General features: G+C 72.0%; 21 protein-coding genes. 14 read left to right on the top strand and 7 right to left on the bottom strand.

Annotated elements, in window-relative coordinates; genetic code table 11:
• Window positions 1-35: 35 nt before the first annotated feature.
• From AB0K60_RS28665 to AB0K60_RS28680, 4 genes are read left to right on the top strand one after another with little or no spacing between them, the layout of a single operon-like run.
• Window positions 36-2,114, top strand: a complete 2,079-nt coding sequence (locus tag AB0K60_RS28665; RefSeq protein ID WP_364061746.1) for a VWA domain-containing protein — start codon at window positions 36-38, stop codon at window positions 2,112-2,114.
• A gap of 43 nt (window positions 2,115-2,157) precedes the next feature.
• The gene (gene cobO, locus AB0K60_RS28670; RefSeq protein WP_364061749.1) at window positions 2,158-2,760 is read left to right on the top strand and encodes a cob(I)yrinic acid a,c-diamide adenosyltransferase; all 603 of its coding nucleotides are present in this window, start codon (window positions 2,158-2,160) and stop codon (window positions 2,758-2,760) included.
• Window positions 2,757-3,020 carry a hypothetical protein gene (locus AB0K60_RS28675; protein WP_364061752.1) on the top strand — a complete coding sequence of 88 codons (264 nt, stop codon included), beginning with the start codon at window positions 2,757-2,759 and terminating at the stop codon, window positions 3,018-3,020. Before cobO ends, AB0K60_RS28675 begins: the two co-directional genes overlap by 4 nt.
• Window positions 3,017-4,381, top strand: coding sequence for a cobyrinate a,c-diamide synthase (locus AB0K60_RS28680; protein ID WP_364061755.1), 1,365 nt, complete (start codon window positions 3,017-3,019; stop codon window positions 4,379-4,381). The genes AB0K60_RS28675 and AB0K60_RS28680 overlap by 4 nt, the downstream gene beginning before the upstream one ends.
• Here AB0K60_RS28680 and cobN read toward each other — a convergent pair.
• Window positions 4,336-7,962, bottom strand: coding sequence for a cobaltochelatase subunit CobN (gene cobN / locus AB0K60_RS28685; protein WP_364061758.1), 3,627 nt, complete (start codon window positions 7,960-7,962; stop codon window positions 4,336-4,338). The genes AB0K60_RS28680 and cobN overlap by 46 nt on opposite strands.
• Window positions 7,963-8,182: 220 nt before the next feature.
• Between cobN and AB0K60_RS28690 the strand changes: the two genes are divergently transcribed.
• The 6 genes from AB0K60_RS28690 to cobJ all read left to right on the top strand — a co-directional run bounded on the left by AB0K60_RS28690 (window position 8,183) and on the right by cobJ (window position 16,425).
• Window positions 8,183-8,455 (top strand): metal-sensitive transcriptional regulator, encoded by a 273-nt coding sequence (locus AB0K60_RS28690; protein ID WP_364061761.1) that lies wholly within the window; start codon window positions 8,183-8,185, stop codon window positions 8,453-8,455.
• Window positions 8,456-9,091: 636 nt separating this feature from the next.
• A complete protein-coding gene (locus AB0K60_RS28695; RefSeq protein WP_364061764.1) occupies window positions 9,092-9,673 on the top strand; it encodes a rhodanese-like domain-containing protein in 582 nt (193 codons plus the stop codon).
• A complete protein-coding gene (locus AB0K60_RS28700; RefSeq protein ID WP_364061767.1) occupies window positions 9,670-12,165 on the top strand; it encodes a TSUP family transporter in 2,496 nt (831 codons plus the stop codon). The genes AB0K60_RS28695 and AB0K60_RS28700 overlap by 4 nt, the downstream gene beginning before the upstream one ends.
• A 396-nt stretch (window positions 12,166-12,561) precedes the next feature.
• Window positions 12,562-13,860: a precorrin-3B synthase gene (locus tag AB0K60_RS28705; protein ID WP_364061770.1), complete on the top strand. Its 1,299-nt coding sequence runs from the start codon at window positions 12,562-12,564 to the stop codon at window positions 13,858-13,860.
• 92 nt (window positions 13,861-13,952) lie between these two features.
• Window positions 13,953-14,573 (top strand): precorrin-8X methylmutase, encoded by a 621-nt coding sequence (locus AB0K60_RS28710; RefSeq protein WP_364061862.1) that lies wholly within the window; start codon window positions 13,953-13,955, stop codon window positions 14,571-14,573.
• 373 nt (window positions 14,574-14,946) lie between these two features.
• Window positions 14,947-16,425, top strand: a complete 1,479-nt coding sequence (cobJ, locus tag AB0K60_RS28715) for a precorrin-3B C(17)-methyltransferase (protein WP_364061773.1) — start codon at window positions 14,947-14,949, stop codon at window positions 16,423-16,425.
• Here cobJ and AB0K60_RS28720 read toward each other — a convergent pair.
• From AB0K60_RS28720 to AB0K60_RS28740, 5 genes are all read right to left on the bottom strand, one after another.
• Window positions 16,416-17,162 carry a cobalt-precorrin-6A reductase gene (locus tag AB0K60_RS28720; RefSeq protein ID WP_364061776.1) on the bottom strand — a complete coding sequence of 249 codons (747 nt, stop codon included), beginning with the start codon at window positions 17,160-17,162 and terminating at the stop codon, window positions 16,416-16,418. The two genes, cobJ and AB0K60_RS28720, sit on opposite strands and share 10 nt — an antisense overlap.
• Complete coding sequence (gene cobM / locus AB0K60_RS28725; protein ID WP_364061779.1) at window positions 17,147-17,902, bottom strand: precorrin-4 C(11)-methyltransferase; 756 nt, start codon at window positions 17,900-17,902, stop codon at window positions 17,147-17,149. Before cobM ends, AB0K60_RS28720 begins: the two co-directional genes overlap by 16 nt.
• Before the next feature lie 219 nt (window positions 17,903-18,121).
• Complete coding sequence (locus AB0K60_RS28730) at window positions 18,122-18,511, bottom strand: helix-turn-helix transcriptional regulator (protein ID WP_364061782.1); 390 nt, start codon at window positions 18,509-18,511, stop codon at window positions 18,122-18,124.
• A 214-nt stretch (window positions 18,512-18,725) separates the two neighbouring features.
• Window positions 18,726-20,069, bottom strand: a complete 1,344-nt coding sequence (cbiE, locus tag AB0K60_RS28735) for a precorrin-6y C5,15-methyltransferase (decarboxylating) subunit CbiE (protein WP_364061785.1) — start codon at window positions 20,067-20,069, stop codon at window positions 18,726-18,728.
• A complete protein-coding gene (locus AB0K60_RS28740) occupies window positions 20,066-20,452 on the bottom strand; it encodes a TIGR03618 family F420-dependent PPOX class oxidoreductase (protein ID WP_364061788.1) in 387 nt (128 codons plus the stop codon). Before AB0K60_RS28740 ends, cbiE begins: the two co-directional genes overlap by 4 nt.
• A gap of 83 nt (window positions 20,453-20,535) precedes the next feature.
• Between AB0K60_RS28740 and cobF the strand changes: the two genes are divergently transcribed.
• Complete coding sequence (gene cobF, locus AB0K60_RS28745; RefSeq protein ID WP_364061791.1) at window positions 20,536-21,252, top strand: precorrin-6A synthase (deacetylating); 717 nt, start codon at window positions 20,536-20,538, stop codon at window positions 21,250-21,252.
• An 11-nt stretch (window positions 21,253-21,263) separates the two neighbouring features.
• Here the strand turns inward: cobF and AB0K60_RS28750 are convergent, their stop codons facing one another.
• The gene (locus tag AB0K60_RS28750; protein ID WP_364061794.1) at window positions 21,264-21,935 is read right to left on the bottom strand and encodes a Uma2 family endonuclease; all 672 of its coding nucleotides are present in this window, start codon (window positions 21,933-21,935) and stop codon (window positions 21,264-21,266) included.
• Window positions 21,936-22,031: 96 nt separating this feature from the next.
• Here AB0K60_RS28750 and AB0K60_RS28755 point away from each other — a divergent pair, with 96 nt between their 5' ends.
• The 3 genes from AB0K60_RS28755 (at window position 22,032) to AB0K60_RS28765 (ending at window position 24,019) form a co-directional block, all read left to right on the top strand.
• Entirely contained in the window at window positions 22,032-22,196 is a 165-nt protein-coding gene (locus AB0K60_RS28755; protein ID WP_364061796.1) for a YetF domain-containing protein, read from the top strand.
• A 107-nt stretch (window positions 22,197-22,303) separates the two neighbouring features.
• Window positions 22,304-22,903 carry a Rho termination factor N-terminal domain-containing protein gene (locus AB0K60_RS28760; protein ID WP_364061799.1) on the top strand — a complete coding sequence of 200 codons (600 nt, stop codon included), beginning with the start codon at window positions 22,304-22,306 and terminating at the stop codon, window positions 22,901-22,903.
• A gap of 69 nt (window positions 22,904-22,972) precedes the next feature.
• Window positions 22,973-24,019 (top strand): PP2C family protein-serine/threonine phosphatase, encoded by a 1,047-nt coding sequence (locus AB0K60_RS28765; protein WP_364061802.1) that lies wholly within the window; start codon window positions 22,973-22,975, stop codon window positions 24,017-24,019.
• Window positions 24,020-24,029: the final 10 nt, after the last annotated feature.

A 24,029-nucleotide genomic window follows, 5' to 3' on the forward strand; every position in this document is an offset into this window, starting at 1 on the left:
CGTCAAGGCGTACGCATCAAGGGGAAGGCCGCTTCGTGACCGTCACCTATCCGTTCAGCGCCGTCGTCGGGCTCGATGATCTGAAGCTGGCGCTGGTGCTCAACGCGGTCTCGCCGAGGGTGGGCGGGGTGCTCGTGCGCGGGGAGAAGGGGACCGCCAAATCGACCATCGTGCGGGCGCTTGCCGCGCAGTTGCCGCAGGTGGAGGTGGTGTCCGGGTGCCGGTTCGCCTGTGATCCCGGCGCGCCGGATCCGGCGTGTCCGGACGGGCCGCACGAGCCCGGCGAGCATCGCCTGCGGCGGGCCGCGGCGCTGGTGGAGCTGCCGGTCGGGGCGTCGGAGGATCGCCTGGTCGGGTCGCTCGACGTGGAGCGGGCGCTGACCGAGGGGGTGAAGGCGTTCGAGCCGGGATTGCTCGCCGCCGCCCATCGGGGGGTGCTGTATGTGGACGAGGTCAATCTGCTCCACGATCACCTGGTGGATCTGCTGCTCGACGCGGCGGCGCTCGGCACCTGCTATGTGGAGCGGGAGTCGGTCTCGGTACGGCACGCTGCCCGTTTTCTGCTGGTCGGCACGATGAATCCGGAAGAAGGCGAGCTGCGGCCGCAGTTGCTGGATCGGTTCGGGCTGACGGTGGAGGTGCGGGCGTCGCGGGATCCCGGCGAGCGGGCCGAGGTGGTACGCCGGAGGCTGGCGTTCGACGCGGATCCGGAGGGGTTCGCGGCGGAGTGGGCCGAAGAGGAGGCGCGGCTCGCGCGGCGGATCGCCGAGGCGCGGGCGCGGGTGGGCGCGGTGCGACTGCCGGACGCGCGGCTGCGGCAGATCGCGACGGTGTGCGCGGCGTTCGAGGTGGACGGGTTGCGGGCCGATCTGGTGACCGCGAACGCGGCGATCGCGCACGCGGCCTGGCACGGCCGGGACGCGGTGACGACCGAGGATGTGCGGGCGGCGGCCCGCCTGTCGCTGCCGCACCGGCGGCGGCGTGACCCGTTCGACGCGCCGGGGCTGGACGAGGAGTTGCTGGATGAGCTGCTGAGGCAGACCTCCGGTCCCGACGATGACGTGCCGCCCGACGGCGGTGGCGGGGAGTCGCCGCCCGATGGGACGAATCCGGATATTTCTGGGCTTGATCCAGCGGGCCAGGAACGGGAAACAGGGGCGACCGAACAGACCCGGCCGGGCCCCCTGGCCCCGCCGGAACAACCGGAGGGGCCAGGGGTCCCGACCGGCCGCCGGGAGGACGCCGGGAATGGCGGCCGCGACGCCGACGACGCCCGGCCGGAGGAGACGGGACGGCGATCCGGCGACGGCTCCGGCCAGGTCGCCGCCGTCGCCGCGCCGTACCGGGTGCCCCTGCTGAAGGTGCCGGGGGTCGGCGAGGGCGCCGCCGGGCGGCGCTCGCGATCGCGAGGCCGGCACGGCCGGGGCATCGGAGCCCGGTTGCCGCAGGGAAAGGCCCACGACATCCACGTGACGGCGACGCTGCTGGCCGCCGCACCCCACCAGGCCCGGCGTGGCCGCACCGGACCGGGCCTCCTGCTCCGGCAGGACGACCTGCGGCAGGTCGTCCGCGAGGGCAGAGAGGGCAACCTGGTGCTCTTCGTCGTCGACGCCAGCGGCTCGATGGCCGCCAGAAAACGGATGACCACCGTCAAAACCGCCGTCCTGAGCCTGCTGCTCGACGCCTACCAGCGCCGCGACAAGGTCGGCCTGGTCACCTTCCGCGGCACCACCGCCGAGGTGCCGCTGCCGCCGACCTCCTCCGTCGAAGCGGGCGCGGCCCGGCTGCGCGCCCTGCCCACGGGCGGACGCACCCCCCTGGCCGCGGGCCTGATCAAGGCGGCCCAGGTGCTCCGCGTGGAACGCCTCCGCGACCCCGCCCGCCGTCCCCTCCTGGTGCTCGTCACCGACGGCCGCGCCACGTCCGGCGGCGACGTGGACCGCGCCGCCGCCCTCCTGCACGGTACGGCGAGCGTGATCGTGGACTGCGAAACCGGCCCGGTACGGCTCGGCCTCGCCGCGCACCTGGCCGCCAGGTTGCAGGCCGCGCTCGTCCCTCTCGACGCGCTGTCCGACCTGGGCTCGGTCGTACGCGCCCATAGAAGGGCCGGCTGAGGAGCGCGGCCGTACGCGCAAACGCACGAGAGGAAGGGCGGAGATGCCGCAGGGGAAGCCGGTGTCGGTGCCGGATGACGGACTGACCACGCGGCAGCGGAGAAACCGGGCGCTGCTGATGGTGCATACCGGGCCGGGCAAGGGCAAGTCGACGGCCGCGTTCGGGATGGCGTTGCGAGCCTGGAATCAGGGCTGGCCGATCGGGGTGTTCCAGTTCGTGAAGTCGGCCAAGTGGCGGGTCGGCGAGGAGCGGGCGCTGCGGGTGCTCGGGGACAGCGGTGAGGGCGGGTCGGTGGCCTGGCACAAGATGGGCGAGGGCTGGTCATGGATTCAGCGGCCCGGCACCGAGCGAGATCACGCGGCCGAGGCGCGGGAGGGCTGGGCGCAGATCAAACGGGACCTGGCCGCCGAAACCTACCGGTTCTACGTACTGGACGAGTTCACCTATCCGCTCAACTGGGGCTGGCTCGACCTGGACGACGTCGTAACGGCGCTGACGACCCGCCCGGGAAACCAGCATGTGGTGATCACAGGTCGGGACGCCCCCGACCGCCTGATCGAGGTGGCCGACCTGGTGACCGAGATGGGCAAGGTACGCCACCCCATGGACGCCGGGCAGAAGGGACAGAAAGGCATCGAGTGGTGACGCGTGCCGTCCCGCGTCTCGTCATCGCCGCGCCCAGCTCCGGCGGCGGCAAGACGACGGTCGCCACCGGCCTGATGGCCGCACTGCGCGCCCGCGGCCTGCGGGTCTCGCCGCACAAGGTCGGCCCGGACTACATCGACCCCGGCTACCACGCCCTCGCCACCGGCCGCCCGGGGCGAAACCTGGACCCCTGGCTGGTGGGCGAGGACCGTACCGCACCGCTGTTCCTGCACGGCGCACGGAAAGGCATCGAGTGGTGACGCGTGCCGTCCCGCGTCTCGTCATCGCCGCGCCCAGCTCCGGTGGCGGCAAGACGACGGTCGCCACCGGCCTGATGGCCGCACTGCGCGCCCGCGGCCTGCGGGTCTCGCCGCACAAGGTCGGCCCGGACTACATCGACCCCGGCTACCACGCCCTCGCCACCGGCCGCCCGGGGCGAAACCTGGACCCGTGGCTGGTGGGCGAGGACCGTATCGCACCGCTGTTCCTGCACGGCGCACGGGACTGCGACATCGCGATCGTCGAGGGCGTGATGGGGCTCTTCGACGGCCGGGGCGATGACGACTTCGCCTCGACGGCCCACGTCGCCCGCCTCCTCGACGCGCCGGTCGTGCTGGTCGTGGACGTGTCCCGGCAGAGCCGCTCGGTGGCGGCGGTCGTGCACGGTTTCGCCACCTTCGACCCCCGCGTACGGCTCGGCGGCGTCATCCTCAACCGCGTCGGCTCCCCCCGCCACGAGGAACTGTGCCGCTCGGCGCTTGCCGCGTACCCCATCCTGGGCGCGATCCACCGCGACGACGCCGTCTTCACCCCCTCCCGCCACCTGGGCCTGATCCCCGCCGCCGAACGCGGCGGCGAAGCGGTCCGCGCCGTGCGGCGCATGGGCGAGCTGATCGCGCGCTCCTGCGACCTCGAAGCCCTGGTCCGCCTCGCCCACACCGCTTCCCCGCCGACCGTCACCGCCTGGGATCCGGCCGAAGCCCTCTCCCCGTTCTCTCCCGCCGATGGCCGTGGCCGTGCCGAAACGCAGGGAAAGATCGTCGCCGTGGCGGGTGGGCCGGCTTTCACCTTCGGCTACGCCGAGCATGTGGAGCTGCTGCGCGCCGCCGGAGCCGAGGTCGCGGTGTTCGACCCGCTTCGTCACGAGGGCCTGCCCGAGGGTACGGGCGCGCTCGTGCTCGGCGGTGGCTTCCCCGAGGTCTACGCGGAGCAGCTCGCGGCCAACGAGCGCCTGCGCGAGCAGCTTGCCGCCTTCGACGGCCCGGTCGCGGCCGAATGCGCCGGGCTGCTCTACCTGTGCCGGGAGCTTGACGGTCGGCGCATGTGCGGCCGAATCCCGGCCGTGGCCCGGATGACGGACACGCTGACGCTCGGCTACCGCGAGGCCACGGCGCTGCGCGACTCGCTGCTCACCCGCACCGGCGAGCCGCTGCGCGGCCACGAGTTCCACCGGACCACGATCGAGCCCGTCCCCGACCCGCTGCTGCGCTGGGACGGCGGCGCGGACGGGCACGGCGACGCCCTCCTCACCGCCACCTACCTGCACCTGCACTGGGCGGGCGCGCCAGTGCTCGCTCAGCGGCTCGTGTCGTCCTCCAAATCGCCCTCGATCTTGAGGTAAACCCGCCGAAGGCCGTCCAGGATGTCGGCGTCCGGATGCTCCCACATGCCGCGCTCGGCCGCCTCCAACAGCCGTTCGGCGATGCCGTGCAGCGCCCACGGATTCGACTTCGCCATGAACGCCTGATTCTCCGGATCGAGCACGTACGTCTCGGCGAGCCTGTCGTACATCCAGTCGGCCACGACCCCGGTCGTCGCGTCGTAGCCGAACAGGTAGTCGACGGTCGCGGCCAGCTCGAACGCCCCCTTGTAGCCGTGCGCGCGCATCGCCGCGAGCCAGCGCGGGTTCACCACCCGGGCGCGGAAGATCCGCGCGGTCTCCTCGGCCAGCGTGCGGGTGCGCACCGCGTCCGGCCGCGTGTTGTCGCCGACGTACGCGGCGGGGGCCCGGCCGGTGAGCGCGCGCACGGTCGCGACCATGCCGCCGTGGTACTGGAAGTAGTCGTCAGAGTCGGCGATGTCGTGCTCGCGGCTGTCGACGTTCTTCACCGCGACCGCGATCCTGCGGTAGGCGTTCTCCATGTCCTCCCGGGCGGGCACGCCGTCCAGGTCGCGGCCGTACGCGTAGCCGCCCCACACCGCGTACACCTCGGCCAGGTCGGCGTCGTCGCGCCAGTTGCGGCTGTCGATCAGCGGAAGCAGCCCCGCCCCGTACGCCCCGGACGCCGAGCCGAAGATCCGCATCGTGGCCCGGCGCTCGTCCCCGTGCCCCTCGGCCCTGACGTGGGCCCGCACGTAGTTGTCCTCATCCGATTCATCCAGGCCCGCGACCAGCCGTACCGCATCGTCCAGCATCGTCACCACATGCGGGAACGCGTCCCGGAAGAACCCGCTGATCCGGACGGTCACGTCGATGCGCGGACGCCCCAGCTCGCCGAGCGGGATCGCCTCAAGACCCGTCACCCGCCGGGACGCCTCATCCCACTGCGGCCGCACGCCGAGCAGCGCCAGCACCTCGGCCACGTCGTCCCCGGCCGTGCGCATGGCGCTGGTCCCCCACACCGACAGCCCCACCGACCGCGGCCACCGCCCATGATCGGCCTGATAGCGGGCCAGCAGCGACTGCGCCATCGCCTGCCCGGTCTCCCAGGCGAGCCTGCTCGGCACCGCCCGCGGGTCCACCGCGTAGAAGTTCCGCCCCGTCGGCAGCACGTTGATCAGCCCGCGCAGCGGCGACCCGCTCGGCCCCGCCGGAACGTATCCGCCGTCCAGCGCGTGCAGCACGTTCTCCAGCTCATCCGTCGTACGGCCCAGCCGGGGCACCACCTCGGCGGCGGCGAACTCCAGAATCCGCGTCACCAGCCCCAGGCGCTCACCGGTCAGGTTCGCGGACGCCGCCACGGCGGGCGCGGCGGCGGGATCCCAGCCGCGTTCCTCCATGCCCTCGACCAGCGCGCGGGCGGCGGCCTCGGCCGCGTCCACCGCCTCACGGCTCGCCGTACCGTCCTCCGGCAGGCCGAGCGCCTCCCGCAGCCCCGGCAGGCTGCGCGTGCCCGCCCACATCTGCCGGGCCCGCAGCATGGCGAGCACGAGATCCACCCGGGCCGCCCCCTCGGGGGCCCGGCCGAGCACGTGCAGGCCGTCGCGGATCTGGGCGTCCTTCACCTCGCACAGCCAGCCGTCCACGTGCAGCAGGAAGTCGTCGAACTCGGCGTCGTGCGGCCGGTCCTCCAGGCCCAGGTCGTGGTCGAGGCGGGCGGCCTGGATCAGCGTCCAGATCTGGGCGCGGATGGCGGGCAGCTTCGCCGGGTCCATCGCGGCGATCGTGGCGTGCTCGTCGAGCAGTTGCTCCAGCCGGGCGATGTCGCCGTACGTCTCCGCGCGGGTCATCGGCGGGACGAGGTGGTCCACGAGTACGGCGTGCGCCCGCCGCTTGGCCTGGGTGCCCTCGCCGGGGTCGTTGACGAGGAAGGGATAGATCAGCGGCAGGTCGCCGATGGCGGCGTCGGTGGCGCAGGAGGCCGACATGCCGGCGGACTTGCCCGGCAGCCACTCCAGGTTGCCGTGCTTGCCCACGTGCACGATCGCGTGCGCGCCGAACTCGTCCGCGAGCCAGTGGTAGGCGGCCAGGTAGTGGTGGCTGGGCGGCAGGTCGGGGTCGTGGTAGATGGCGATCGGGTTCTCGCCGAAGCCGCGCGGCGGCTGCACCATGACGACCAGGTTCCCGGCGCGCAGCGCGGCGAGCACGATGTCGGTGCCGTGCTCGCCCTCGTGGGTGAACAGCTCCCCGGGCGGCGGGCCCCAGTGGCGCTCGATGTTCGCGCGCAGGTCGGCGGGGAGCGTGGCGTACCAGCGGGCGTAGTCGGCCCCCGCGATCCGCACCGGGTTGCCCGCGAGCTGCTCCTCGGTCAGCCAGTCCTGGTCCTGACCTCCGGCGGCGATCAGGGCGTGGATGAGCGCGTCGCCGTCCTGCTCGGCCACGCCGGGGAAACCCTCGCCCAGGTCGTAGCCGGCCTCGGCGAGCCGGGCCAGCAGCCGTACCGTGCTCGCGGGGGTGTCGAGGCCGACCGCGTTGCCGACCCGCGAGTGCTTGGTCGGGTACGCCGACAACATCACGACCAGCCGCCGCTCGACGGGCGGGGTGTGCCTGAGCAGGCCATGCCGTACGGCGATGCCCGCCACGCGGGCGGCCCGCTCCGGATCCGCCACATAGACCGTGAGCCCGTCCTCGTCGACCTCCTTGAACGAGAACGGCACCGTGATGATCCGCCCGTCGAACTCGGGGATCGCCACCTGCGACGCGGCGTCCAGCGGCGACAGCTCGTCGTTCTCCTCCCAGGCCCTCCGGCTCGTGGTGAGGCACAGCCCCTGCAGAATCGGCACGTCGAGCCGGGCGAGCGCGCCCACGTCCCAGGCCTCGTCGTCGCCCCCCGCCCCCGCCGTCGCCGGTCGCGACCCGCCGGCCGCGAGCACGGTCACCACGAGCACGTCGGCCCTGCCCAGCGTGTCGAGCAGCTCGGGTTCGGCGGTACGCAACGAGGAGCAGAAGATCGGCATGGCCTGCCCGCCCGCGTCCTCGATAGCCCGGCACAGCGCCTCCACGAACGCGGTGTTCCCCGCCATGTGGTGGGCCCGGTAGTACAGCACCCCCACCACCGGCCCCCGGTCGCTGCGCGCGTGTCGCTCCAGCGGCCCCCAGGTGGGCGTCGGCTGCGGCGGCGCGAAGCCGCGCCCGGTGAGTAGGACGGTGTCGCACAGGAAGGCGTGCAACTCGGCCAGGTTGCGCGGCCCGCCGTACGCCAGGTAGGCGTGCGCCTCGGCGCAGACTCCGCCACTCACTCTGCCGCCCACCCCGCCGCCCACCGTGGACAGCTCCATCAGCTCGGCGTCGGGCACCTGCTCGCCGCCGAGCACGACCACGGGCCGCGGCCCGGCCAGCAGCGCGTCCAGCCCCTCCTCCCAGGCCCGTCGCCCGCCGAGCAGGCGTACCACGACGAGATCGACGCCGTCCACGAGCTCCGGCAGGTCATCGACGGCAAGCCGGGCGGGGTTGCCGAGCCGGTAGGCGGCGCCGCTCGCCCGGGCGCTCAGCAGATCCGTGTCGGAGGTGGACAGCAGCAGCACGGTGGGCCCTGTCGGCACGTGGCAGTCCTCCCTGGGCTTCTCGCCCCGGTCTCGGGGGTGACGCGGCAGCCGGAATCGCACCGGCTCCCCGCTTCAACTTTCCCCTCGATCTTCCCGTCCATGCGGACGGCCGCCCGTGACAGGGCGCGCTTCCGGTGCCAACGGCGAGGCCGCGCCGGGCCACGGCAGGACGCCGAGCGATTGGATACCCTAGGGGGTACCGACCGAAGGATGTGGCATGGAACTGGACAAGGAAGCCCTCGCCGATGTCGTCGTACGGCTGCGGCGGGCTCAGGGGCAGATCGGCGGCGTGATCCAGATGATCGAGAGCGGCCGGGACTGCAAGGACGTGATAACCCAGCTCGCCGCCGCGTCCCGGGCATTGGACAGGGCGGGATTCAAGATCATCGCAACGGGTCTGGAGCAGTGCGTGGCGGACAGCGACGCCGATCCGGCCCAGGCTCGGCTCAACCGCGATCAACTGGAAAAGCTCTTCCTCTCCCTCGCCTGACGAATCTCCCTCGCCTGACGAAACGGACCACTCCGGCCCCTCCACCCCTCATCAGGACGCCCCCTCCACCCGGGCGCGGCTCCGCTCGTCGAGCGGTGCCCGTCTCCCCGGGCGCGGGTGACCCATGCCGCAAGGCGAGCCCCACCGACGCCGCATCCAGCGAAATCCGTCCCGGCGGCGAGGGAGAGATCGTCGGCGGGAGCATGGTCCTCTTCGCGGTGGCCTCGCCGACTTCGAGATCCGGGTGCCGTGAGATCGAACCGGAGCCGACGTGTGAGCCGGTGGACGGACCACCGGACCGACTCGGCCACGCCGCCCGTTCACCGCCGCTCGCCACGGACCGGATCAACCACCGACGGCCCGCCCGCACGGTCGTTCCACCCCACCGGCCCATTCAGCGGCCCGCACACCCACTGAAGCAGGGCCGACGTCGGCTCCGGAGCGACCACCACGACCGCCGACACGCCATCCCGACGACCGCCCGTGTCAGCACGACGCATCACCACAGGTACCCCGGGGGGTATTTGCCAAACGACGGCGTTGTGAACTACAGTTCGGGTACCCCCGGGGGTATATCGGTCGACGATGAGGTCGGCCGCGGTCGTCTTCCTGATTCGCTTCGAAGGATGCCTGGACATGAGTGATTCACCGGCCAGACTGGACGCCGCCGCCCTGCGCGCCCGGCTCGACGCCGACGACGGCCTGCGCGTGCTTGACGTGCGTACCCCAGCCGAGTTCGCGGCGGCGCACATCCCCGGCTCCTACAACGTCCCCCTGGACAACCTCCGGGAACACCGCTCAGAGTTGCGCCGTCACCTCGGCCAGGTGGTGCTGGTGTGCCGCAGCGGCACGCGGGCGGCCCAGGCCGAGCGGGTGCTGGCCGAGGCCGGGATGGCGAACCTCCGCGTCCTGGACGGCGGCCTGCTCGCCTGGGAGGCCGCCGGGGCGCCGGTCAGCCGCGGACGCCCCCGCTGGGATCTGGAACGGCAGGTGCGGCTGGTCGCGGGCGTCCTGGTGCTCGCGAGCGTGCTCGGCGGCCTGGTCGTGCCCGGATTGGAGTGGCTGGCCGCCGCCATCGGCGCCGGACTCGCCGTCGCCGCGCTCACCAACACCTGCGCGATGGGCATGCTGCTGGCGCGGCTGCCGTTCAACCGGGTCGCGGCCTGCGACGCGGAGGCGATCGTGGCACGACTGGTGCGGGACGGACGACCGGCATGACCCTCGCGCTCACCCTGGGCGCGGCCGTACTCGTCGGTCTCTCCCTCGGGTTGCTCGGCGGCGGAGGCTCGATCCTGACCGTACCGATCCTGATCTACCTGGCCGATGTCGCGCCGAAGCCGGCGATCGCGATGTCGCTGTTCGTCGTCGGAGTCACCAGCGCGGTGGGGATGCTCCCGCACGCCCGTGCGAGGCGGATCCAGTGGCGGACCGGGCTGTTGTACGGCACCGCCGGAATGATCGGCGCGTACGGCGGCGGACGACTGGCCGCCTACATCCCCGCAGGCGTGCTGCTGGTGGCCTTTGGGCTCGTGATGGCCGTCACCGCGGCGGCGATGCTGCGCCCTCGCCCGGTATCCGCGCCCATCACGTCCACCGCGTCCATGACGTCCACCGCGTCCATCACGTCCATGACGTCCCCGCACGCGGTGGCGGAACGCGGGCCGGTGAACCGCCCGATGGCGCGGATCCTCGCCGAGGGGATCGCGGTCGGGGCGGTCACCGGGCTGATCGGCGCCGGCGGCGGCTTCCTCGTGGTGCCCGCGTTGGTGCTGCTGGGCGGCCTCACCATGCCGGTGGCGGTCGGCACCTCGCTGGTGGTCATCGCGATGAAGTCGTTCGCCGGGCTCGCCGGCTACCTCGACAGCGTACGCCTGGACTGGCCGCTGACCCTCGCGGTGACCGCTGCGGCGGTGGTCGGCGGCATGGCCGGGTCCCGGCTGGCCGGTCACGTCGACCCGGGGCGGCTACGGCGGGCCTTCGGCTGGTTCGTCGTCGTCATGGCGGCGTTCGTGCTCGTCCAGCAGGTCCCGGCGACGGTGCGCCACCTGGTGCTGGACACCCTGTCCGGCTGGCCGGCGCAGTCGGCGTTCATCGTCGCGGCCGTGTCCGGGGCCCTCGTCGTCTGGCGGATCAGGGCCCGCAGGACCGGCGTTCCGCTCGTCGCCTCGCCGCCGCGACCCGGACCCATCGTTCCCGGCCCGCCACCGACGTCCGGGGCCGGGCCGGACGGCGGCGACACCCACGCGTCGGCGCTCGGCACCACGCACGCCACGTCCGACGCACCGAACACCATCGAATCTCGGGAGAATCGGGAGAATCGCATGTTCTTCACCCAGTACTACCTGGAATGTCTGTCCCAGGCCTCGTACCTGATCGGCGACAAGACGACCGGCCGGGCCGTGGTGGTCGATCCGCGCCGTGACGTGAGCGAATACCTCAACGACGCGGCGGCGCACGGGCTCACCATCGAGGCGGTCATCAACACCCACTTCCACGCCGACTTCATCGCCGGGCACCTGGAACTGGCGGCCCGCACCGGGGCCTGGATCGGGTACGGCCGAAGGGCCACCGGTGTGGAATACCCGATTCGCGCGCTCGCCGACGGGGAGCGGATCTCCCTGGGCGAGGTGACGCTGCAAATCCTGGAGACCCCCGGCCACACCCCCGAATCGATCAGCGTTCTGCTCTTCGAGCACCCCGGCGACACCGTTCCGTACGGCGTGCTCACCGGAGACGCCCTGTTCATCGGCGACGTGGGCCGACCCGATCTGCTCGCCTCCTTCGGCATCACCGCCGACGAACTCGGCGGCATGCTGTACGACAGCGTCCAGCACAAGCTGATGGCCCTGCCCGACCAGGTGCGCGTCTTCCCGGCACACGGGGCCGGCTCGGCCTGCGGCAAGAACCTGTCGACCGCGCTGCAGTCCACCATCGGCGACCAGCGGCTCACCAACTACGCCTGCGCGCCCATGAGCCGGGACGAGTTCGTGGCCATCGTGACCGAGGGCCAGCCGCCGGCGCCCGGCTACTTCGGATACGACGCCGTCCTCAACCGCAAGCGGCACGAACTGCTGGATGTGAGCGCGCACCTGCGCCCGCTGTCACCGGCGGAATTTCTGGAACTCCAGGCGGCCGGCGCGGTCGTGCTTGACACCCGCGACGCGCTGGAGTTCGCCGCCGGCCACCCGCGCGGCGCGCTCAACGTCCCCGCCGATGGCCGCTTCGCCGAACGGGCCGGCATGGTCGTCCCGCCCGACAGCGAGATTCTCGTCATCGCGCCGCAGGACCGCGAGGCCGAGGTCGTCACCCGGCTCGCCCGGATCGGCCTCGACACGGTCGCCGGTTACCTACGCGAGCCCGAGGGCGCCCTGACCGCCATGGCCGGTCACCTCACCCAGGCGAGGCGCGTCACCGTCAGCGAGCTGCGGCAGGCCCTGGACCGCGCGCATCCGCCCGCGCTGCTGGACGTCCGCAACGCCGGCGAGGTCGAGGGCGGCGCCATCCCCGGCGCCATCGCCATCCCACTCGCCGAGTTGCCCCGGCGGCTCGCCGAGATCCCCGCCGACACCCCGGTGGTCGTCTACTGCGCGAGCGGCATCCGCTCCTCCATCGCCGCCAGCCTGCTGCGCCGACACGGCCACACCGACGTGTCCGACCTGCTCGGGGGCTACGACGCCTGGCGCCGCGCGCTCACCCCGGCCACGGCCTGACCACGCCGACGGCGGCCACCCCGGCGGAGCCGTTCAACGAATCACCGCCGACGCCGTCGAACAGACAGACCGGCGCCGGGCGATCCACCCGACACCGCTCACCGATCACCCGACGAAGGGCCGCCCTCGTGCGGCCCTTCGTGACTTGCATGGCCAGCCGTGCCCGATCCGCACGGACGCACCGGTACCCCACCACCCATCCCGATACCGCTGACCGACCAGTCGATGAAAGGCGGCCATCGCGTCGGCCTCTCATCGTTCATCCACCCGGCATCCCCAACCCGCGCGGACGCACTGACACCTTGCCGCCCATCGCGACGCCTCTCCCCGACCATGACATGATTCGCCGACCTGCCAAACTGATCCCGTAGCAGGGCGGGCGTTACCATCCTCAACGTGTCCAAAGCCGAATCCTTCGGAAGAAACCGTCCCGACGCCTGTCCGGGAGCGCTCCAGGTGCACGAAGCCGCCGACGGGCCGCTCGCCCGGGTCCGGGTGCCGGGCGGCGTGATCGAAGCGGCCCAGGCACAGGTGCTGGCCACCTCCGCGACCGAGCTCGGCTCCGGGATGATCGAGCTCACTTCCCGCGGGAACGTGCAGGTGCGCGGCCTGTCCGACCCCGCCGCCTTCGCCGCTCGCATTGCCGCAGCCGGTCTGCTTCCCTCGGTCACCCACGAACGCGTACGCAACATCGTCGCCTCCCCCTTCACCGACCGCGCGTTGATCGACGCACTCGACCAGGCCCTGTGCGCGCGTCCGGCGCTCGCGGAACTGCCCGGCCGCTTCCTGTTCTCGATCGAGGACATCGGCCTGGAGGCGGACGTCACCTACGTGAACCGCCGACTGCTGCTGGCCGGGCATGACGCGGGCCTCGACGTACCGGAGTGGATGGCCGTCCCGCTCATGCTCGACGCCGCCGAGGCCTTCCTGCGCCTGCGCGGCACCGAATGGCGCATCGCGGAACTGGACGACGGCCCGGCCAGGATCGCCGCCCTGCTCGGCGGCCCGTCCACAACCATCCCGCCAGATTCGCCCAACCCGGATTCGCCGCATCCGCCCGGCCGGGACGATTCCGGCGCTGCTCGCACGTCACGGCCGAGCACGCCTTCCCACGACGAGAGAGTTCTCGGGCGCTCGGACACACCCGCGTCGGGCTCGCCTCAGCCGCTCGAACCGACCGAAGCCGAAAGCGCGGGCACCATCCGCCCAATTTCACGCGATCGAGAGGTTCTCGACGGCCCGGACGCCGCCCGGGCAAACCCGTCGTCGCGTGAGCTCGGCGTTCTCTTCGGCGGCCGGGCCGTACAGGCGCTGGTTCCGCTGGGAAAACCGACCCCGGCGCAACTGCTCGCCCTCGCCGACGTCGCCGACGAGGTACGGCTGACGCCCTGGCGGACGTTCGTCGTACGCGACCCGGCCGACGCCGACGAGGTGGAGCGGCGGCTGGCCGCGGCGGGCCTTGTCACGGACTCCGATTCGCCCTGGGCGGGGGTCACGGCCTGCATCGGTCGTCCAGGCTGTGGAAAGGCGCTGGCAAACGTGCACGCGGATGCGACAGCCTGGGTGCTCGGGCGCATACACGCTCCCGCCACGCCGGTCCACTGGTCCGGCTGCGAGCGGCGATGCGGGCTCCCGCGCGGCCGGGTCCTGCAGATGGTGGCCACGGCCGACGGCTACGACGAAAGGCTCACGTGACCGAAGGCGGCGACAAGCGACCGGCGGCCGGGCACCCCGGCCCGGTGAACAACCTGGTGACCGATCCGGTGACCAGTCCGGTGACCAGTCCGGTGACCGATTACGTGCGCGACGGCGCGGAGATCTACCGCCGGTCGTTCGCCACGATCCGCGCCGAGGCGGACCTCGACGGCCTGCCGCCCGAGGTCGCACAGGTCGCGGTCCGGATGATCCACGCGTGCGGGATGACCGACCTGGTACGCGACCTCGCCTGGTCGCCCGGCGTGGTGGCGAAGGCGCGGGCGGCGCTGCGGGCGGGTGCGCCGGTGCTGTGCGACGCCATGATGGTGGCCTCCGGCGTGACCAGGCGCAGGCTGCCCGCCGGCAACGACGTGGTGTGCACGCTCGGCGACCCGCGCGTACCCGAGCTGGCCGAACGGCTCGGCACCACCCGCAGCGCCGCGGCCCTGGAACTGTGGCGCGACCGTCTGGCGGGCTCGGTGGTGGCGATCGGCAACGCCCCGACCGCGCTGTTCCGCCTGCTGGAGTTGGTCGCCGAGGGCGCGGGACGCCCGGCGGCGGTGCTCGGCATCCCGGTGGGTTTCGTCGGCGCGGCCGAGTCCAAACTGGCCCTGGCCGAAAGCGATCTCGACCACCTGGTCGTACACGGCCGCCGCGGTGGCAGCGCGATCACGGCGGCGGCGGTCAACGCGATCGCAAGCGAGGCGGAATGACCAACGAGAAGGGGAACGTCGTGCGCGCATTGTGCTCCGGGCCGTCCCGGTCGGCCCTCCACGAGATGCGAACAGCACCCCTGTCCGAGGCCCGGCTCCTGGCCGGAACTGCGGTCCGGCGCCAACCGCTCGGGCGGCGGCCCGCACACACGGCCCGTCCCCGACCCCAAACCGCGCTACAGCGCCCCCTGCTCAGGCACCGGCCCGCACACACGACCGGCCACCTGCCCCTAACGGCGGTCCGGCGCCAACCGCTCGGGCGGCGGCCCGTACACACGGCCCACCTCCGGCCCCAAACCGCGCTACAGCGCCCCCTGCTCAGGCACCGGCCCGCACACACGACCGCCCACCTGCCCCTAACGGCGGCGCGGGCATGACCGGACGCCTGTACGGGGTCGGCCTCGGCCCCGGCGACCCCGATCTGATCACCGTCAAGGCCGCCCGGCTGATCGGCCAGGCCGACGTGATCGCCTACCACGCCGCCCGGCACGGCCGCAGCATCGCCCGCTCGATCGCGATGCCGTACATCCGCCCGGGGCAGATCGAGGAACTGCTGCAGTACCCGCTGACGGTCGAGACCACCGACCATCCCGGCGGATACCAGGGCGCGCTCGACGACTTCTACGTCGAGTGCGCGGCCCGGCTCGCCGCCCACCTCGACGAGGGCAGGAACGTCGTCGTGCTCTGCGAGGGCGACCCGCTCTTCTACGGCTCCTACATGCACATGCACAAGCGGCTGGCTCATCGCTACCCGACCGAGGTGGTGCCCGGCGTCACCTCCGTGGCCGCCGCCGCCGCGGTGCTGGGCCGTCCGCTGGTGGAACGCGACGAGATCCTCACCGTGCTGCCCGGCACGCTCCCCGGCGAGGTCCTCGCCGACCGTCTGCGCGCCACCGATTCGGCGGCCGTGCTCAAGCTGGGCCGTACCTTCGAGAAGGTACGCGACGCCTTCGCCGGGGCCGGGCGGCTCGACGAGGCCTGGTACGTGGAGCGCGCCACCATGGACGGCGAGCGGGTCGTGCCGCTGAAGGACGTCGACCCGGAAGGCGTGCCGTACTTCTCCCTGGCCCTGCTCGCGAGCCCGGCCGAGCGCACGTTCACGCCCGAGCCCGAGTCGGCCACGACCGCTCCCGAAGTGGTCGTCGTGGGGCTCGGCCCTGCCGGACGCCCCTGGCTCACCCCCGAGGCCCAGGACGCCCTCGCCACCGCGACCGACCTTGTGGGCTACGGCCCGTACGTCGACCGGGTGCCGCCGAACCCCCGTCAGCGCCGCCACCGCACCGGCAACCGGGTGGAGGCCGAACGCGCCAGGCACGCCCTCGACCTCGCCCGCGAGGGCAGGCGGGTGGCCGTCGTCTCCTCCGGAGACCCGGGCGTCTTCGCCATGGCGAGCGCGGTCCTGGAGGCCGCGGCCGACTACCCGGACGTGCCGGTACGCGTCGTGCCGGGCCTCACCGCCGCCCAGGCCGTGGCCGCCCGCGCGGGCGCCCCGCTGGGCCATGACTTCTGCGTCCTGTCCCTGTCCGACCTGCTCAAACCCTGGGAGGTCATCGCCGACCGCCTCACCGCCGCCGCCAAGGCCGACCTCGTCCTCGCCATCTACAACCCGGCCTCCCGCAGCCGCACCTGGCAACTGCCCGCCGCCCGCGACCTGCTCCTCGAACACCGTGCGCCGGACACCCCCGTCGTGATCGGCCGCGACGTCGGCGGCCCCGAGGAGAGCGTCGACATCACCACACTCGGCGAACTCGATCCGGCCAAGGTGGACATGCGCTGCCTACTGATCATCGGCTCCTCGACCACCCGCGTCACCGCGCAGGGCACCGTCTACACACCGCGTCGCTATCCCTGACTCCAGGGGGAAGCAAGGGTCCAGGAGAGAGCCTCCTCGACCGTGCACACGACGGGCACCCCGGGCGGCGGCGGAGGTCGGTCGATCATGATTACTCGAAGGCCGAGTTCGCGGGCGGCGGTGAGTTTGGCCGCGGTCATGGTGCCGCCGCTGTCCTTCGTGACGAGCACGTCGAGGCGGTGGCGGCGGATCAGCGCGCGTTCGCCCTCGACCGTGTACGGCCCGCGGTCCAGGAGCACCTGCACGTTGTCCGGGATCGGCGGCTCGGGCGGATCGACCGATCTGGCGAGGAACCAGACGCCGCGGACGGGCGCGAAGACCGGCAGGCTGCGGCGGCCGGTGGTGAGGAACACGCGCATCGGGGCGGTGAGCAGGGCGGCGGCCTCGTGCAGCGAGGGCACGCGCTCCCAGACGTCGCCGGGGCCTTCCTGCCAGCCGGGACGGCGCAGCGCCAGCAGCGGCACGCCGGTGCGTGCGGCGGCCTCGGCGGCCGAGGCGGTCATCCGGGCGGCGAAGGGGTGGGTGGCGTCCACCAGGGCGTCGGCGCGTTCGGCGCGCAGCCAGGCGGCCAGGCCGTCGGGGCCCCCGAAACCGCCCTGCCGTACCTCGCCCTCCGGGAGACGGGGGTTGGCAACGCGGCCCGCCAGGGACGTGATCACGTGGACGCCTTCGGCCACAAGCCCGGCCGCCAGCGCTCGCGCCTCGGCCGTACCGCCGAGGATCAGGACGCGGCGCATGGACGGTCCCGTTCGGCGCTGTAGAGGTGGCTGTCGGGGAACTCCGCGGCGGTCAGGGCGCGGCCGACGACGATCACGGCGGTGCGTTTGACGCCTGCCCCGCGGACCCGCACGGCGATGTCGTCCAGAGTGCCCCGCAGGATGATCTCATCGGGTCGGGACGCGTAGGCGACCACGGCAACCGGGCACTCCGGGCCGTAGACGGGCAGCAGGTCCGCGACCACCGCCTCGATGCGCTGAACCGCGAGGTGCAGCACCATGGTGGCCCCGCTCGCGCCCAGCGTGGCCAGATCCTCCCCGGGCGGCATCGGCGTCGCCCGCGCGGCCGTACGCGTCAAGATCACGCTCTGTGCCACCCCGGGAACCGTCAGCTCGCGCCGCAACGAGGCCGCGGCGGCGGCGAAGGCCGGAACGCCCGGAACGATCTCGTACGGCACACCGATCGCGTCCAGCCTGCGCATCTGCTCGGCCACGGCACTGAAGATCGACGGGTCGCCGGAGTGCAGCCGGGCCACGTCGCACCCGCGGGCATGGGCATCGGCGATCTCGCCGATGATCTGGTCGAGCGTGAGGTCGGCCGTGTCCACCAGCCGGGCACCCGGAGCGCATGCGTCGAGCAACTCACGCGGCACCAACGATCCCGCGTACAGACAGACCGGGGTCGTCTGCAACAACCGCAACCCTCGCACAGTGATCAGGTCAGCCGCCCCCGGACCGGCCCCGATGAAATACACGGTCATGATCGGCCCCTAAATGTGAAGTGCCTGGAGTGAACCACTTTGAGCCTGACTAGCGCTCGTGGTGCTTTTCAGGCCGTGACACGCTCTGGCCGTACGCAAATCGCGCTCGACGACTGATAGAGGCACAACCGGACCGGTCATCGACCGGCTCCAAGCAGGTGAACTTTCTAGATGCCTGATCAGTGCTGCCGAAGTCAGCGAGGACGAGAAACCCCTCCATCACGATGCGGCTCGCTTGAAGTCGATACTGGCCGTGCCAGAGGTCTGAGGCGTCTCCCACCCGTACACCTGAACCTTGACCGGCGTCGAGATTGTCTCGCCGACTTCGCCGGGCACGCGAACCGTGTGGAGCACATCCACGCCGATCGCCAGCGCGTATCGCCGGATTGTGGACAGATGAGGATCGCCGCCCAGACGCTCGAAGCCGGACACCGCCGGCTCGCTATGTCCCATCCGTTCCGCAACCTCGGCCTGCGTCATGCCGCGCTGTCGGCGGATGCCCACCAGCGTCTCGATCAGCCGCATGTCCCGCTCGATCGCGGCGTTCTCGCGCTGGACTTCGGGATCGTCCAGGTCGATGCCCAGAAGTTCGGCGACGTGCGGGTCCATCACCCAGCAACCTCCCCCGTATCGGCTTCACCTTTTATTCTCGCAGGCCGATCGGCCAGGCGAGGAGACGGTACTCGCCGCTCGGGTCAGCCAGGCGGGCTTCGTAGGGGCACTGGCCGAGATGGCGAGTTTTTTTCGTGCAGGGCAACCAGGTGTTCGCGGCCCGCGTCCGCGAGCGGGCCGAACGGCTGCGCCGGTCGGGTGAAGCCGCGGCCTATTCCTTGATCAACGCCCATACGGTCACCGGCATCGCGGCCCGCCAGCCGGTGAAGCCGCCCACCGGGGCGGCCCGCTGTACGGCCAGTCGCACCAGATCGCCGCCGAGTCTGGCGTACCAGTGGGCGAGCAGCGTCTCGGTTTCCACGGTGACGGCGTTGGCCACCAGGCGGCCGCCGGGGCGGAGGGCCGTCCAGCAGCGGTCGATGAGGCCGGGGGCGGTGGCGCCGCCGCCGATGAAGATGGCGTCGGGGGTGGGGAGGTCGTCGAGGGCGGCGGGGGCCTCGCCTTCGATGACGCGGAGGGAGGGGACGCCGAGGGTGTCGGCGTTGCGGCGGATGCGGGCGGCGCGGTCGGGGCGGCTTTCCACGGCGATCGCCGTGCAGGACGGGTGGGTGCGCATCCACTCGATCGCGATGCTGCCCGAGCCCGCGCCCACGTCCCACAGCAGTTCGCCGGGGAGGGGGGCGAGGCGGGACAGGGTGACCGCGCGGACCTCGCGTTTGGTGAGCTGGCCGTCGTGGTCGAACGCGTCGTCGGGCAGGCCAGGGACGCGGGGCAGCGGCCGGGTGCCGGGCGTGGGCACGCATTCCACGGCGATGACGTGGAGACGTGTGGGGGTGGCCTGGTCGGCGGGCCGTACGGATTCGGTGGGGGCGCCCAGGTCGGACAGGACCGTGACGTCGCTGGCGGCGTATCCCGATGTGTCCAGCAATTGGGTGACGGCTTCTGGAGAGGAGCCGAGGATGAGCACCCGGCGTCCGGGCGACAGGGCCGGGCGGAGCGCGGCGAGCGGGCGTCCGACGGCGCTGACGACCTCGACCTGTTCCAGCGGCCAGCCGAGGCGGGCGCAGGCGAGCGACACCGATGAGACGTGCGGCAACACTCGTATTCGCTCGGCGCCCAGCAGTCGTACGAGGGTCGAGCCGATGCCGTAGAACATGGGGTCGCCGCTGGCCAGCACGCACACCTCGCGGTCGCCGAGCGATTCGATCAGCGGCGGGAGGTTGGGTAGCAGCGGGGAGGGCAGCGGGACGCGTTCGACCGCCGCGCCCGGTCCCGCGACGGCGGGCACCGCGCCGTCGGTCCCTGCGGCGGACAGGTGGTCGCGCGTGGCTCCCGGGGGCGGCGACGCCGCCGTGGGCTCGGCCGTCGCGTCGGGTTCGTTCGGCAGGCCAGGTTCGTCCGGCAGGCCAGGTTCGTCCGGCAGGGGGATCGGGTCGGGTACGAGGGCGAGTTGGCGGGGGCTGCCGATCAGGACGTGGGCGGTGGCGAGCGCGCGGCGGGAGGCGGGGGTGAGGCCGGCCCAGCCGTCCGCGCCGATGCCGACGACGGTGATCACACGGTGCCCAGGACGCGGGTGACCTGGATCTCCAGCACGACCCGTTGCGGGTTGGGGCGCGGGGGCTTGTAGCGGGAGGCGTAGCGGCGTTCGGCGTCGGCGATCTCGTCGGGATCGGTACGCACGGTGGCGAGGCCCTCCAGGGTGGACCAGCGGCGGCCGTCGGCCTGGCAGAGGGCGACGTGGCGGGCGCCGGCGGCGATCATGCGGGCCTTGCGGGAGTTCCGGGACGTGATGACGCGGGCGACGCCGGTCTCCAGGTCGAGGGTCGCGCCGACGGGCACCACGTGCGGGGTGCCGTCCGGGCGCACGGTGGTGAACGTGCACAGGTGACGTTCCTGCCAGAACTCGGCGAAGGCCGCACCGCGCTCGACCAGGTTCACGATGACTCCTCGCTGCCTCCCCGAAAGACCGGAAATATCGTACAAGTCGTCACCTGGCAGACTGGGTGTCCGTGAAGCGGCTAATGATCATCGGTATCGGCGCGGGCGACCCCGACCACCTCACCATCCAGGCAGCCAAGGCGATCGCCGCCACCGACGTGTTCTTCATCATCGACAAGGGCGAGGAGAAACACGACCTCGTACGGCTCCGCCACCACCTCATCGAGGAACACGGCCGCCCGCCGTACCGGATCGTCGAGGCCCGCGACCCCGAACGCGACCGCACCGCCCCCGCCTACGCCGCCGCCGTCGAGGACTGGCGCGCCCGCCGCGCCGACCTCTACCACCGCATGATCGACGACGAGCTCGCCGACGGCCAGACCGGCGCCTTCCTCGTCTGGGGCGACCCCGGCGTCTACGACAGCACGCTGTCCATCCTGGACCGTCTCCCCTTCACCTACGAGGTCATCCCGGGCATCAGCAGCATCTCCGCCCTGACCGCCCGCCACCGCACCACCCTCACCCGGGTCGGCCGCCCGGTCCACATCACCACCGGCCGCCGCCTCGCCGAACAGGGCCCCACCGCCGACGACATCCTCGTCATGCTCGACGCCCGCTGCGCCTTCGAGGGCCTGAACGACTACCACATCTACTGGGGCGCCTACCTCGGCACCCCCGACGAGATCCTCGTCGAGGGCCCGGTGGCCGAGGTGGCCGACCGCATCCGCGACCTGCGCGCACAGGCCCGCGCCCGAAAGGGCTGGATCATGGACACGTACCTGCTCCGCCGCCTGCGCTGACCACAGGGAGTTCACTCCCAGGTTCGCCATCGATCGGTGGGAATCGCCGATCCAAAGGGTTCGGGCAGGTGGATGGTCTCGCCGAACGCCCACGACTCCTCGTTCAGGTAGGCGCCGACGCTTCGATCGGGGATCGAGTACAGCGTCACTCGGGCGATTTTCGGATCCCGGTCGACCAACAGGTAGTACGGAATCTCCATCCGCGCGTACCCATTCCATTTGGTCGGTTTGTCCGAGGGAGCCTTGCGATCCCACACCGCGTTGTGCTTGGACGTGATCTCCACCACCATCTCGATCTCGTCCGCCGTCAACCGGCGCACATTGGCCTCGCTGGCCGCGTCGAAGACGGCGGACTCCATGACCACCAAATCGGGGCTGTATCCCCCCAACACCTGACGAAGCAGAACGCCGGTGTTCTGAACGACCTCCCAGGAGGTGTTCCCGTTATCGGCCTGGCTGATGGCCTTGACGATCCGGGTCCCGATCGAGTTGTGGCCGAAAAGGGGGGCGGCGGTCACGACAATGGTCCCATCGATGATTTCGATCTTGGTTCCATCGTGCGGAAGGTGCAGGAGATCGTGGAGTTCCCCGCCATCCCAAAGGTCGAGCGCCCCGGCGGGAAGGACGACCTCGTCGATGCCTACGGCCTTGACGACGCTCACCTCAGGTACCCCTTCGCTCACGATAGGCTCCTCATCGTAGAGAATCCATAAACCCAGCGTAACCGCATGCCGGAGACGCGGCACCCTGAGGGGGTTCCGCCGGAAAGGCCGCTTGTCATGACCATGACATCCGTTCCCGACCGGATGCGGCGCCACCACCTCGACATCGAGCAGGTGCTGCAGGAGGCCCGGCAGAGCCAGGGCATCCGCAGCGCCGACGAGATCGACTACGCCATCCTCGAACGCTCCGGCACCATCAGCGTCATCCGGAATAAGGACTGATCCCATTATCGGGCCGCCCGGATCCCCCCGTACCATGAAAACGCAGCTCAGCGTGGGTGCCGTTAGGGCGAGCGACGACGGGTAGGGGGACCCGGAGGTGATGGACCATGGCACGACAGGACAAGGCAGCACGCCACAAGGACATACCGGGCAACCAGCCGGCGAACACCCCCGAGGTGAACGAGAGCGAGCTGGCCGCGCTCAAGATGGACGAGCTGCGCGACCGCGCCAAGGACCTCGGCGTGTCAGGAACGTCCGGGATGCGCAGGGAGCAGTTGATCAAGGCGGTGGCGAAGGCGTCCACGGGAAGTGGCGGCAAGGGCCAGGACGCCGGCGGCGGGGTCCGCAGGGGGCCGGAGAGCTCCAAGAGCCTGCAGTACTCCCAGGAGATCCGCTCCCCGGAGGACGAGCCGGAACGCGCCGGCCGCAGCCTGGTCACCACCGGCCACGAGGTGATCAGGCAGTGGGCCGGCAGCCGCGACGCGACGCCGTCCACCGTCAAGGGCACCGAGCACGAAGGCCGTCCGGGCGTGCTCCGATTCGACTTTCCCGGCTACGGCGGCGACAAGTTGCGGCATGTGACGTGGGATGAGTGGTTCGGCACGTTCGATCAGCGCGGTCTCAACTTCATCTACCAGGAAAGCCGCAGCGACGGCACCCCGAGCAACTTCTTCCGCCTGGAGAACCCGCGACGCGAGGATGCATGACCGGCGGGCCGGGGGTTGGGTCCGGGTGAGCGAGCCAACGGGGGGTGAGGGAGAACGCGGGGGTCCTGGATGAAATCGGATGTCGTCCTCCGGTACGCACCGTACGTGGTGATCGCGCTCGTGGCCGTGATCGACCTGCTGGACGGCCCGCCGCTCGGCTTCGTGCCGCTGCTGACGCTGGGGCCGACGTTCGCCTGCGCGTACGGGAGCGTGCACCGCACCCTGCTGGCGGGCGCGACGGCCATGGTGGTGTGCCTGGTGTCGGCCGCCTATTTCGACCGGCTGGACACGTGGCAGAACAACGTGATCCTCGCCACGATCGCGGCCGTGACGGGAGCCGGCATGCTCGTGGCCCACCTGCGGCTGAGACGCGAGCGCGAGCTCGCCAACGTGCGCCTGGTGGCGGAGACCGTCCAGCGCGTCCTGCTGCGCCCGATCCCTCGCAAGGTGAAGGACCTCACCGTCGCGCTGTCCTACACCTCCGCCTCGGCCGAGGCGCGCATCGGGGGCGACCTGCTGGAGGTGTTCTCCACCCCGTACGGCGTACGCGTGCTCCTCGGCGACGTGCAGGGCAAGGGGCTGGCCGCGGTGGACACCGCCGCCTGGGTGCTCGGCGCGTTCCGGGAGGCCGTGTTCGACGAGCGCGACCTGGTGGCGGTCAGCGCCCGGCTGGAGACGACGCTCGCCCGGCAGCTCGACCCCGAGGAGTTCGTGACCGCCATTCTGGCCGAGGTGGACGCGACCGGCATCCAGTTGCTGAACCACGGCCACCCGCCGCCGCTGCTGCTGGGCGCGGACGGCCAGGTCGAGTCGATCGAGCCGCCGGAGGAGGGCCTCGCGCTCGGGCTGGCCGCGCTGGCGTGCGCGCCCCCGAAGCCGCAGCGGGTTCCGTTCCTGCCCGGCGACCGGATCCTCTTCTACACCGACGGCGTGATCGAGTCGCGGAACGCCGCCGGGACCTTCTACCCGCTCACCGAACGCGCCACCCTGCTGCTGGCCGGCGAGCCCCAGCCCGCGTTGGACCGGCTGCGGGAGGATCTCGTCAAGCACGTCGGCGGCCCGCTCCTCGACGACGCGGCGATGCTGCTCCTGCACCGCCGTACGCGCTCGGGCTGATCCCGGCCCT

Origin of the sequence: Thermopolyspora sp. NPDC052614 (genome assembly GCF_040678635.1) — a bacterium.
GTDB lineage: Bacteria > Actinomycetota > Actinomycetes > Streptosporangiales > Streptosporangiaceae > Thermopolyspora.